Here is a 12840-nt window from a genome sequence, read left to right as displayed (position 1 = left end):
GTCGTGCCGATCATCGCCCCGGTAATCCCTCACTAATCGCCAACTCAACTGCCACGCCAAACAGACAAGGACGTCAATATGAACCAGTACGTAGTCGCCATTGACCAGGGCACCACGAGCACCCGCGCCATCGTGTTCGACCACAGCGGCAGCATTGTCTCCTCGGGCCAGATGGAGCACGAGCAGATCTTCCCGCAGGCCGGCTGGGTGGAGCACAACCCCGCGGAAATCTGGAACAACACCCGCGAGGTGATCGCCTCGGCACTGTCCAAGGCGAACCTGACCCGCCACGACATCGCCGCCGTCGGCATCACCAACCAGCGCGAAACGGCCGTTGTGTGGGACAAGACCACCGGCGAGGCGGTCTACAACGCCATCGTCTGGCAGGACACCCGCACGCAGCCGATCGTCGACGAACTCGCCAAGGACGGCGGACCGGAACGCTTCAAGCAGAAGGTCGGCCTGCCGCTGGCGACCTACTTCTCCGGCACCAAGATCAAGTGGATCCTGGACAATGTCGAAGGCGCCCGGGCCAAGGCCGAGGCCGGCGACCTCGTCTTCGGCAACACCGACTGCTGGGTGCTGTGGAACCTCACCGGCGGGACCGACGGCGGCGTCCACGTCACCGACGTGACCAACGCCTCGCGGACCATGTTCATGGACCTGGAGACGCTGTCCTGGGACCAGGAGATCCTGGACGCGTTCGGCGTCCCGGCCTCCATGATGCCGACCATCAAGTCCTCTTCCGAGGTCTACGGCACGGTGYACACGTCCCAGCTGCTGCGTGAGGTTCCCGTGGCCGGGATCCTGGGCGACCAGCAGGCGGCCACGTTCGGCCAGGCCGCCTTCGATGCCGGTGAAGCCAAGAACACGTACGGCACGGGCTGCTTCCTGATCTTCAACACCGGCGAGGAAATCGTCCACTCGAAGAACGGGCTGCTGACCACGGTTGGTTACAAGCTGGGCGACGCCGCACCGCACTACGCGCTGGAGGGCTCCATTGCCGTCACCGGTTCGCTGATCCAGTGGCTGCGGGACAACCTCGGCATGATCAGCAGCGCCCCGGAGGTCGAGACCCTGGCCGCCTCGGTGGAGGACAACGGCGGCGTCTACATCGTGCCGGCGTTCTCGGGCCTCTTCGCCCCGTACTGGCGTTCGGACGCCCGCGGCGCCATTGTGGGCCTCACCCGCTATGTTAACCGGGCCCATATTGCCCGCGCGGCACTGGAGGCCACGGCGTTCCAGACCCGTGAGGTGCTGGACGCGGTCAACGCGGACTCCGGCGTTCCGTTGACGGAGCTGAAGGTCGACGKCGGCATGGTCGCCAACGATGCCCTCATGCAGTTCCAGGCGGACATCCTCGGAGTGCCGGTCATCCGGCCCAAGGTGGTCGAGACGACGGCGCTGGGCGCAGCCTACGCGGCCGGCCTGGCCGTCGGATTCTGGAAGGACCTGGGCGAGTGCTCGGCCAACTGGGCCGAGGACAAGCGCTGGGAGCCGCAAATGGACCAGTCCGAGCGCGAACGCCAGATGCGCCTCTGGAAGAAGGCCGTCACCAAGTCCATGGACTGGGTTGACGCGGACGTCAAGTAGCACCACGTCCTAACCCGCCGGTCGGTTCGGCGGACACGGAAGAGCTCCGGCCAGGATTCCCCGGCCGGAGCTCTTTTGTGACCGGTGACAGGACGCTAGGGCGTCGAGACGACTGCGCGCGGTGTCTTGGCATAGACGTCCTTGCTGACCGTGTAGCCCCGGYGGTCGATCGCCAGCGCACGCGCGTTGACGCTTGCAAGCTCGGCGCTGGAGAGTTTCTTGATGTTGACCAGCTTCAGGAACTCCTGGTCTTCCCCGCMGACAGCTGTCACCTTGATGAGCCCGGTCCCGGCCGAGTAGTACTTGCGCTGGTGGCCGGCGCTGGGCGGGTCCAGTGGATTGAACTCATCGATCACCATCACGTCGTCGTAGCACCCTGTAGGGACACAGACGCACAGGTGCTTGTACTTGACGTCGCCGCAGTCCAGGAAGTCCACGGTGGGGGCGTAGGCCTGGACGTAYGCAGGCGTGTTCCGATGCGGCTCGGCCTGCATCGCGATGCCGGCCCGGGCTTTGTCGATGCCGCTGATGAATGTGCTGGGCGCGCCKGCAAGCTTGCCATTCTCGTACTCCTCCGGATACTCGCCGAAGAGCCACACCGCGCCCTTCGTCGTCTGGGCGAAGAAGGCGAGCTCGGACTCCACGAGTTCACCGTCGGAGTAGTCGCGGTCCCAAATCGCGATCGTCGTGACGCCGTCGATGACCTTGGTCAGTCCCGTGACGGTGCTGACCACCTTGCGCACGGTGGTCCCGTCCGCGGAGACGACTTTGCCGGTGGTGGTGTACTGCATGCCGGGCTTGAGCGTGAGCCACTGGTTGTTGATCAGCGGCTTTGCCGGGAAGGCGGAACGGTTGAATGTCAGCGCCGAACCGGGGCCGCACAGTTCCTGGGAACTGGTGGCCGCCGGCGCGGCGGCAGCCGCAGTTGCCGCCGTCGCCGCCGTCAGCGACCCCACCACCACCAGGAACGMCGTGCCGTAAGCGGTGAATCTCTTACCTCGTGGAGTCATCTGTCTGGCCTCTCAGTGTTGGTGGTTGCTGCTATGCGGCGGGTACGGGCTCCGGCTGGCGGGGCTCGCGGTCACGTGCCGGACCCTTCTTGGCGAACCGCAAGTAGAGCGATGGAACGATGAACAGGTTGACCAATGTCGAGGTCACCAGTCCGCCGAGGATCACCACGGCCATCGGGTGCTCGATCTCATGGCCCGGCCTGGTGCCCATCACCACGAGCGGCACGAGGGCGAGCGCGGTGGCCAGGGTGGTCATCAGGATCGGTGACAAGCGCTCGGCTGCACCCCTCAGGACCAGGTCCCGGCCGAACGGCATGCCCTCGAACTGCTCCAGGTGCTGGCAATGGTTGATGAGCAGGATGCCGTTGCGCGCGGCGATGCCCATCACGGTCAGGAACCCGACCAGCGAGCCAAGCGACAGGATTCCGCCGCTCATATGCGCGGCGATTACCCCGCCCACCAGTGCGACCGGCAGAGTCAGCATGGCAAGCGTGGCCAGCCGCCAGCTGCGGAATGCTGCCTGGAGCAGGAGGAACACCACAATGACGGCACCGATCGCGAAGAGGAGCAGCCGTTGGGAAGCCGCCTGCCGCTCTGCGTATTCGCCCAGGACGTCTGCGCTGTAGCCGGTAGGGAACTCCACCGATTTGAGTTCGGATTCCAGTTTCTCGACAACCCTCGCGAGGTCGCCTTCCTTGACGTTGGCGCTGACGTCCAGCCGCCGGGACCCTTCCGAACGCTCAATGACGTTGGGGGTGGGCTTTACCGAAATCCTGGCKACGTMGGCCACMCGGATCCGCTGTCCGCTCGGGGTGTCCAGGGGGAGGTTTTCGATGCTGGTGACGCTGGTCCGGATTTCGGGAGGACTCCATACCTGGACGTCGTAGGCTTTGCCGTCGCGGTAGACGTCGCCGACCTCCTCCCCGGAAACCAGGGTGGCCGCGGCACGGCGGACATCACCGGGCTTGAGCCCGTAGCGGTTGGCGGCATCCAGGTCCACCTCGACATTCACCTGCGGCACGTTGACCTGCAGGGCAACCTTGGCCCCGAGTGCCCCGTCGATGCCGGCGAGGACCGTCTTGACCTTGTCCGCCTGCTTCTTCAGCGTGTCCAGGTCATCGCCGTAGACGCGGACGACGATCGAGTAGCCCGTGCCGGTCAGCACCTCGCGGACACGTTCCTTGAGGTACGTCTGGACGTCCCGGTGGATGCCCGGATAGCCGTCMACGATCTGCTGGATGGAGGCCAGGGTCTTGTCGTAGTCGACCGAGGGGTCGACGCTGATCCAGTTCTCACCGAAGTTGACGCCMACCACCTCATCGGCCGCGAATGCCTGACCGATATGGGACCCGCAGTTGTTGACGCCCCGAACGGTCATCAGCTCTTTGCAGGCCAGTTGGCTCACGCGCACTTCTTCGGCATTGGAGGTGCCGGGCTGCGTGACCCAGTGCATGAGGAAGTCACGCTCCTTGAATGACGGCAGCAGCGACTGGCCCAAAAGCGGGGCCGCGATGATGCCCACGACGCCGAACGCTGCCACGGCGAGGTAGCCGGGGAGCGGCCKCMGCACAATGGGCCGGAGTGCGGCGCCGTACCAGCGTTTGAGGACCCGGACCACCGGCGGATCCCGGTCTTCCAGCTTGGCATTGCGCAGGAAGATGTACGCCATGGCCGGCGTGACCGTGAGGGCCACCACCATGGACGCCATCACGGCCAGGGTGTAGGAGATGGCCAGGGGCCGGAAGAACGCGCCTGTCAGTCCGTCCAGGAAGAAGATCGGCACGGTGGCTGCGACGATGATCAAGGTGGCGTAGACGATGGGGCCGCGAACCTCCAGGGAGGCATTGACCACCACGCGGGCAGTGCTTTCGGTTCCGCCGCTGGCACGGTGGTGCCGCAACCGCCGGACGATGTTTTCGACGTCGATGATGGCGTCGTCCACCACCACCCCGACGGCGATCACCAGCCCGGCCAGCACCATGGTGTTGATCGTTCCCCCGGTCCAGTAGAGCACCAGGGCGGCGGCTGTCAGGGACAACGGGATGGCCATGACGCTGATCAGCGCGGTCCGCCATTGGAACAGGAAAACGCTCAGCACCAGGACCACCAGGAAGCAGCCCAGCAGGAGCGCGAGGCCCAGGTTGCCAAGAGACTCCTCGATGAACGAGGCGGGCCGGAACAACGTGGTGTCGACTGCGATCCCGGTCAGGCCGGGCTGCAGTTCCTGGAGGGCCTCCTCAACACCGCGCGTGACTTCGAGCGTGTTGCCCCACGGCAGCTTTTCGACAATCAGCATGAGGCCGGGGCCGCCGTTGATCACCGCGTCACCGATCAGCTGCTGGTGGTCTTCCACGACCGTCGCCACGTCGGCGAGCCGCAACGGCGGCAGCCCTTCACGCTMCTCCAGCGCCACCTGGGCAAGGTCCGCCGGGGACGTGATGGGCTGGACGTGCCTGATGCCCATGCTTTGGTTCGGCGTTTCGAGCGCCCCTCCGGTGCCGATCAGGGCGCCGGGGGAGTACTTGAGCAGGMCGGCGTCCAGGGCATCGGACGTGGAGTTCATGACGTTCTCCAGCGTGACGTCGTTGGCAGCCAGCTTGGCCGGATCAACCTGGACCTGCAGCATTTGAAGGCGTTCGCCCCAGATCGCCACATTCGCGACGCCCGGCACCCGGAGCAGGTGCGCCCTGATGTTCCAGTAGGAAATCATGGACATCTCGATCAACGACCGGGTATCGGAGGAGAGCCCGATCTTCATGACACGGCTGGTGGAGGACAGCGGCTGGAGCATMAGCKGCGGTGCCGCCCAGGTGGGCAGGGTCGGAATGACGGTTGCCATCCGCTCGGACACCAGTTGCCTGGCCGTGAGCAGATCGGTTCCGGGCTTGAACTCCAGCACAATAGCGGACAGCTGCGACACCGATTTCGACCGCATCTGGTCCAAACCGTCAATGCCATTGAAGGCCTCCTCCATCGGAACCGTTACCAGTTCCTCAACTTCAGAGGCGGTGAGCCCCAGACACGCCGTCTGGACCTCGACACGGGGCGGCGCAAACTCCGGGAAGACATCCACCGAAGCACTGCTGAGTTGCGCGCCGCCCACGATCATGAGGGCGGCGGCCATCGCAATGATGATCGACCGGAACCTCAGGCTCGCAGCGACAATCCGGCGCATGTCAATGGGCCGTATCGAACTCGGCGCCGAACAGTTCAGCCGCGCCGACGGTCACGACGGCGGTGCCCACCGCGGGCCCCGCCGAAGCGGTGACCACTCCGGACTCCACCTTGGCCACCGTGACCGGTTCCCGCTGATAGACCCGCGGGGCCGGGTTGGTGTACACCCAGGTCTTGCCGCTGGCGTCGTAGAGCAGGGCCGCGTAGGGCAGCAGGACGGCCGTCCCCGTGCCGGCCTTGACGGTATCGGTCTTCAGGTCCAGGCGCTCGATTCCCTTTTCGGTCAAGGTCAGTTTCGCGATGCCGGTTGCGGCGTTCTTCTCCACTTTGGCGGGTTCGTTGGCCGAGACGGCGGCAGGCGTTGCCGCCGTCGTCTGGGCGCACGAGGGCAACGCGAACAKAAGGGCTGCGCAGACAGCGGCCGCCAGGGGCAGGCGCCGCAGGGGCTGTTGGCTGGTCATTTTGCTTCCACCTTTTCCTGCATAACGGGCTGGACGGGAACTTCGGCTTCGTAGACTTCCGCCCACTCTTCGGGGGCGGACCGGGGCCCGAACCAGAGCGCGAGCAGGGGGAGCACGAAGATCCCGATGAGGGTTGTAGTGATGAGTCCGCCGACAATGATCAGAGCCATCGGCCCCAGGAGGGCCCCGCCCACGGCGCCGCCGAAGAGTCCCGGCGGGATGAGGATCGCCACCGTGATCAGGGCGGATTTCAGGATGGGCGATACCCGGTCCCGGGCCGCCATCATGACGGCTTCTTCACGGGACTCCTGCGGGGCCGCCCGCMACAGCTCATCTGTACGGGCCGAGAGCAATGCCGCGTTGCGGCCGGCGACGGCCAGCAGCGCCGCAAACGCGGTGAGCGACAGCACGGTGATTGCGTCGCCCGCGATCCACGCCGCTATGCCGGCCCCGGCCAGCGCGGCCGGCAGGGACAGGAAGACGGCGAGGGCCAGCTTCCAGCTCCGCGCGGCCGTCTGGAGCAGKAGCAGGATGGCAATGAGGGCTGCCGCGCCGATCCACAGCACCAGGGAGTCTCCGGCCAGTTGTTCACTGTATTTCGTGGGGATTTCGGCGTGGTATTCCAGCGGGAACTGGATTTGCGAGATCGCCGCGTTGATGTCGCGCTGGATATCCGCCAGCGGCCGCCCGCTGACGTCGGCAACGACGTCGATCCTGCGCGAGGTGTCATCGTGCATGATCACGACTTCGTTGGGTACGAGCCGGACGTCGGCGATCTGCCCCAGCTGGACCTGGCGGCCGCTTGGCGTGTCGAGCAACAGTTCGCGGATGCTGGTCAGGTCGTCCCTGACGTCCACCGCGCCGCGCACCACCACTTCAAAGACCTTTTGCTGTTCGAAGAGGTTGCCCACCACAATGCCCTGCATCAGGGCCGCGGCGGCGCGCCGCGCATCGCCGGGTTTGATGCCGACTTTCTGCGCCTCGGCGAGGTTGACTTCGACTTCGACGATGGGCGTCATGGCGCCGGCGTTGATGGTCGGGTTCTGCACGCCGTCAACCGTCTCAAGGGCCTTGCGGACCTCTTCGGCCTTTTCGCGCAGGACCGGCATGTCGGTGCCGTAGACGCGGACGGCGAATCCCGGATCCATGCTGCTGCGCTGTTCACCGATCTTCTGTTGGGAGTAGTTCACGACGTTGTGGGCGATGCCCGGGTAGCCTTGGACGACGTCGCGGACAGCTTCTTCCGTCTCGGTGAAGTTGGCGTCCGGTGTGATGGACACCCAGAGTTCCGCGGAGCTGTTACCCACCACCTGGTCGGAGGAAATGGCGCGGCCGATATGTCCGCCGACTCCCGAAACGCCCGGCAATGCCCGCAGCTCTTCGGACGCCTTCGACGCCACCCTGCGGACTTCGTCGTTGGACGTGCCCGCCATGGAGTCCCACTGCACCAGGAGCGTCCGGTCCGGAATGGTCGGAACGACCGCACGGGTTCCGACCAGCTGGGAGGCTGCGGCGAGTCCGAGCAGGCCAACGACGCCGACAGCAACGATGCCGAGCGCGGTGCGGGACCGCGCGCCTTCGAGCGCCCGGGCATAGGAAGACTTCGCCCGGACAACAGCGGGCGAGTCAGGGCGCGGGGCCGTCTCGCGGGGCAGCAGGAGATACGCCAGGACAGGTGTCACGGACAGGCCCACCAGCATTGAGACGGCAAGCGTCAGCGCCAGGGACCAGAACAGCGGCTGGAAGAACGCGCCGCCGACTCCCGTAACGAACAGCGTCGGCACGAGCGCCATGGCCATGATGAGGGACCCGTGGAACAACGGGGTGCGGACGCTGCGGACCAGCTGCACCATGCGGAACCTGATGGTGGCGTCTGTCTCGGGACCGCCGGCCCGCAGGGGCCGGCGCMGCTGCGCCTGAACATCCTCCACAATGTCTCCCACGATCACGGACACCCCCAGCAGGATGCCGGCGAGGATCGAGATGTTCAGTGTGGCGTCAAGCAGGTACAGGACCGCCCCTGCCGCCATGACGGTAGTCGTGATGGCCACGAGGGCGATCACCGCGACGCGCCAGGAGCGGAAGAGCAGCCAGAAGAGCAGGACGGCGATCAGGAGGCTCACGAGCAGTGCCACGCCAAGACCGTCCACTGCATTCTGCAGGAACGAGGCAGGCCGGAAGACGGACGTATCCATCTGGATTCCGGACAGCCCCGGCTGCATGTCGTTCAGGGCAGCTTCGATATCCCTGGTGACCTGCAGCGCGCTGGTTCCGGGGAACTTCTCCACCACCAGCAGCAGGCCTGCATCCTGTCCGACGACGGCGTCGCCGATCAGCGGCTGGTGGTCCTCCTTCACCTGGGAAATCTCACCCAGGAGCATGGGAGATCCGGCGTCTTCGACGCTGACCTTGGCGAGGTCTGCGGGCGTCCGGATGGGCAGGACGTGCTGAATGCCCAGACGTTGGCTTGGCGACTCCACGAACCCGCCMGTGCCGGGGGTTGACGCCTCAAGGAAGCTCAGCGGAGACACCCAGAYGGCGTTGCCCGTGGTTTTGATGACCTGCTCGAGCGTGATGCCCTTGTCACGGAGCTGCGTGGGGGTGACTTCGACCTGAAGCTGCTGTTCGCGCTGACCCCAGATGGACACATTGGCGACACCCGGAATGCCGATCAGCCGCGGCTTGATCTTCCATCGGGCCAGGACGGACATTTCGATGCCTGAGAGCTGCTGGGAGGTCATCCGGACCATGAGCACGCGGCTGGTTGACGACATCGGCTGCATAATCAGCGGCGGCGCCGAGACGTTGGGCAGCGCATGGGCMTGGGTCATGCGCTCGGCCACGAGTTKGCGCGCGCGCAGAAGGTCGGTCCCCGGCTCGAACACGAGCTCGATCGAGGACAGGCCGGGGACTGACTTGGACCGGATTTCATCAAGCCAAGCCACCCCGTTGAGAAGGTCGGCTTCCATGGGAGAGGTGATGAGCTGCTCGACCTCGGCGGCGGACAGGCCCAGGGCCTCAGTTTGGATCTCGACGTGCGCGGGCGCGAACTCGGGCATGCTGTCGACGGCGATATGCGGGATGTTCACCACCCCGAAGGCAATGAGTCCCGCGGCCACGGCAAGGACCAGGATGCGGAACTGCATACTGAAACGGGTAATCCAGCCGAACATGGCTAGGCCTGTTCCAGGGGGCCGCCGCGGTACCGGCGGCCACTGCGGGTTTTTGCTGGTGGCATGGATGTAGTGCGCAAGTGACTCATGACAGGCTCCTCAACCCGAGACCATGTGCGAATCCCCCCGGCGAGATCCCAATTGCTKACCTATCTCGAATAGTGTTCCCCTTTGAAGTGTTTGGCAAGGAGAAATTCTGAGGCTGCATTGTGGGGATTCACGGACCATTCCCAGCTAGGCGGCATATAATGCGTTTTTTTATTGACGACCACTCGGAAAGAGCCGAAAACCACCGCCTCCCACCCGGGTGATGCCGACATTTCTGCTTGTCTTTCCTTAGGTCGCTGCCTGATTTTCCGTTTCTACTACTCGCCGGCGGCCATTTTGGGCTCACCGTAAGTACCGCGGGTCGGCAGGTGAGGCATTTATAACAATTTCGGGCACAATCGCCCGCGCGGCGGACGGCCGGCCCGTGCGCCTGCGACTCCCGGGCCGCATCGGGCTGTCGTTTCAGCGCGAACCAGCGCGAGGGGCTAAAGTGGTCCTATGCGCGCTGTGCTCCTGCTTAGTTAGCCGCCCGGCATCCCGACGAGACCTCGATCCCGAAGAGGCCTCGGATTGCCGAGCGGCGGCCCCTCCATGTCGAGGGGCTTTTGTGTGTCCGGGCTCCGTTCCGGACCGCAGGGCAGGCGGTCACGGCCGAAGTGCCGCGCACGGGCAGCAAGGAGCCAAGGCCGGGCAACCGGCTTTGACAGCGCCGACTTGAAGACAGTGCAGACTTGAAGGTAAACAGGCCTGGCGGCAGGCAGGCCTGACGGTAGACAGGCTTGAGTTAACAGGCCGCATAGAACAGAAGAGGCCAGCAGTGAGCGTTCAGCCGGAAACACAGACCGGATCACCAGCAGCCGCGGCGGAGGCGCCCGAGGAAGGTGCCTACAGCTTCGCGGCGATGGAAGCCAAATGGCCGCAGGTCTGGGAGGACCTGAAGGTCTTCACGCCGCTCGACGACGGTTCAAAGGAACGCCGCTACGTGCTGGACATGTTCCCGTACCCGTCCGGTGACCTCCACATGGGCCACGCCGAGGCATTCGCGATGGGCGACGTGGTGGCCCGTTACCTGCGCCAGCAGGGCTACGACGTGCTGCACCCGATCGGCTGGGATTCCTTCGGCCTGCCCGCGGAGAACGCCGCCATCAAGCGCAACGCGCACCCCAGCGAGTGGACCTACGCCAACATCGACACCMAGGCGGCGTCCTTCAAGCGTTATGCCATCTCCGCGGACTGGTCCCGCCGGCTGCACACCTCCGACCCCGAGTACTACCGCTGGACGCAGTGGTTGTTCAAGCGTTTCTACGAGCGCGGTCTGGCGTACCGCAAGGATTCGCCCGTCAACTGGTGCCCCAAGGACCAGACGGTGCTGGCCAACGAACAGGTGGTCAACGGTGCCTGTGAGCGGTGCGGCACGCCCGTGACCAAGAAGTCCCTGAACCAGTGGTACTTCAAGATCACCGATTACGCGGACCGGCTGCTGGACGACATGGACGAACTGCGCGGGCACTGGCCCGAGCGGGTCCTGGCCATGCAGAAGAACTGGATCGGCCGCTCCGAGGGCGCCCACGTCAACTTTGTGATCGAGGCCGACGGCGGCAAGGCCGCCAAGGATGTCACCGTCTTCACCACGCGCCCGGACACCCTCTACGGCGCCACGTTCTTCGTCGTCGCCGCGGACGCCCCGCTCGCCGTCGAGCTGGTGACCGACGARCACGCCGCGGCCCTGGACGCGTACCGCGAACAGGTCAAGGCACTGTCCGAGATCGAGCGCCAGTCCACCGAACGCGAGAAGACCGGAGTGTTTACCGGCCGCTATGCGGTCAACCCGCTCAACGGCGAGAAGCTGCCTGTCTGGGCCGCGGACTATGTCCTGGCCGACTATGGCACGGGCGCCATCATGGCCGTCCCGGCCCATGACCAGCGCGACCTCGACTTCGCCAGGACCTTCGACCTGCCCGTCCGGGCGGTGCTGGACACCGGCGAGGAAGACCCGGCCGTCTCCGGCACGGCAACCGCCGGCGAGGGCACCCTCATCAACTCCGGCGCACTGGACGGGCTGGCGAAGGCCGAGGCCATCCCGGCCGCCATCGCCATCCTGGAGCAGCAGGGCACCGGCGAGAAGTTCGTGAACTTCCGCCTGCGTGACTGGCTGCTCAGCCGGCAGCGGTTCTGGGGCACCCCGATCCCCATCATCCACTGCCCGGCCTGCGGCGAGGTCCCCGTCCCGGACGACCAGCTGCCCGTGACCCTGCCGGCGGACCTGCGCGGCGAAGACCTGTCCCCGAAGGGCACGTCCCCGCTGGCCGCCGCCGAGGCCTGGGTCAATGTCGAGTGCCMCGCGTGCCACGGCCCGGCCAAGCGCGATACGGACACCATGGACACCTTCGTGGATTCGTCCTGGTACTTCCTGCGCTTCGTCTCCCCGCAGTTCACCGAGGGCCCGTTCGATCCCGCCAAGATCAACGACTGGATGCCGGTGGGACAGTATGTCGGCGGTGTTGAGCACGCCATCCTGCACCTGCTCTATGCACGGTTCTTCACCAAGGTCATCCACGACCTCGGCATGATCGACGCCGACGAGCCCTTCCGTGCGCTGCTGAACCAGGGGCAGGTGCTCAACGGCGGCAAGGCCATGAGCAAGTCCCTGGGCAACGGCGTCGACCTCGGCGAACAGCTGGACAAGTATGGCGTGGACGCCGTCCGCCTGACCATGATCTTCGCCTCCCCGCCGGAGGACGACGTCGACTGGGCGGATGTCTCGCCGTCTGGTTCCGCGAAGTTCCTGGCCCGCGCCTGGCGGCTCGGCCAGGACGTGACKAGCGAACCCGGCGTCGACTTCGCCACCGGTGACCGTGCCCTGCGCACGGTCACCCACCGCACCATCGCCGACGCGCAGGCCCTGCTGGATCACAACAAGTTCAACGTGGTCGTCGCCAAGCTCATGGAACTGGTCAACGCGACCCGCAAAACCATAGATTCAGCCACCGGTGCTGGCGGGGCGGACCCCGCGGTCCGCGAAGCCGTCGAAGCCGTCGCCGTCATCCTGAGCCTGTTTGCGCCGTACACCGCAGAGGACCTGTGGAACGTCCTGGGGCACCCGGCGTCGGTCGCCAACGCGGGATGGCCCACGCACGACGACGCCTTGCTCGTGGAGGACACGGTCATCGCCGTTGTCCAGGTGCAAGGMAAGGTGCGGGACCGTCTTGAGGTTTCCCCGGACATCTCGGAGGACGACCTGCGCGAACTGGCGCTGGCCTCGGAAAACGTTCAGCGGGCCCTCGACGGCCGGGCCCTCCGCACGGTGATCGTACGGGCGCCTAAACTGGTCAACATCGTCCCGGCCTAGCCGGACGTAGCAGCCAGACGCACGAGCCTGAC

Annotated in this window: 6 protein-coding genes; 2 read left to right on the top strand and 4 right to left on the bottom strand. The window is 65.7% G+C overall.

Annotated features, from left to right (window positions below; all coding sequences use genetic code 11):
- Nucleotides 1-78 precede the first annotated feature (78 nt).
- Nucleotides 79-1593 carry a glycerol kinase GlpK gene (gene glpK / locus AC1DBQ_RS16715; protein WP_476929575.1) on the top strand — a complete coding sequence of 505 codons (1515 nt, stop codon included), beginning with the start codon at nucleotides 79-81 and terminating at the stop codon, nucleotides 1591-1593.
- A 95-nt stretch (nucleotides 1594-1688) separates the two neighbouring features.
- On the opposite strand, the gene AC1DBQ_RS16710 is transcribed toward glpK, so the two are convergent.
- From AC1DBQ_RS16710 to AC1DBQ_RS16695, 4 genes are read right to left on the bottom strand one after another with little or no spacing between them, the layout of a single operon-like run.
- Nucleotides 1689-2603 (bottom strand): hypothetical protein, encoded by a 915-nt coding sequence (locus tag AC1DBQ_RS16710; protein WP_476929574.1) that lies wholly within the window; start codon nucleotides 2601-2603, stop codon nucleotides 1689-1691.
- A gap of 31 nt (nucleotides 2604-2634) precedes the next feature.
- A complete protein-coding gene (locus AC1DBQ_RS16705; RefSeq protein WP_476929573.1) occupies nucleotides 2635-5778 on the bottom strand; it encodes an efflux RND transporter permease subunit in 3144 nt (1047 codons plus the stop codon).
- Between the two features lies 1 nt (nucleotide 5779).
- Nucleotides 5780-6238, bottom strand: a complete 459-nt coding sequence (locus AC1DBQ_RS16700) for a hypothetical protein (RefSeq protein ID WP_476929572.1) — start codon at nucleotides 6236-6238, stop codon at nucleotides 5780-5782.
- Nucleotides 6235-9411, bottom strand: coding sequence for an efflux RND transporter permease subunit (locus tag AC1DBQ_RS16695; RefSeq protein WP_476929571.1), 3177 nt, complete (start codon nucleotides 9409-9411; stop codon nucleotides 6235-6237). The genes AC1DBQ_RS16700 and AC1DBQ_RS16695 overlap by 4 nt, the downstream gene beginning before the upstream one ends.
- A gap of 865 nt (nucleotides 9412-10276) precedes the next feature.
- On the opposite strand from AC1DBQ_RS16695, the gene leuS reads away from it, so the two are divergent.
- Nucleotides 10277-12808, top strand: a complete 2532-nt coding sequence (leuS, locus tag AC1DBQ_RS16690) for a leucine--tRNA ligase (protein ID WP_476929570.1) — start codon at nucleotides 10277-10279, stop codon at nucleotides 12806-12808.
- The last annotated feature ends 32 nt before the right edge of the window (nucleotides 12809-12840 follow it).

The sequence above is a fragment of the Arthrobacter sp. 10T413_2 genome (genome assembly GCF_056394205.1).
Note: the sequence above shows the minus strand (reverse complement) of the source record. Positions and strands in the feature narration are given on the sequence as shown.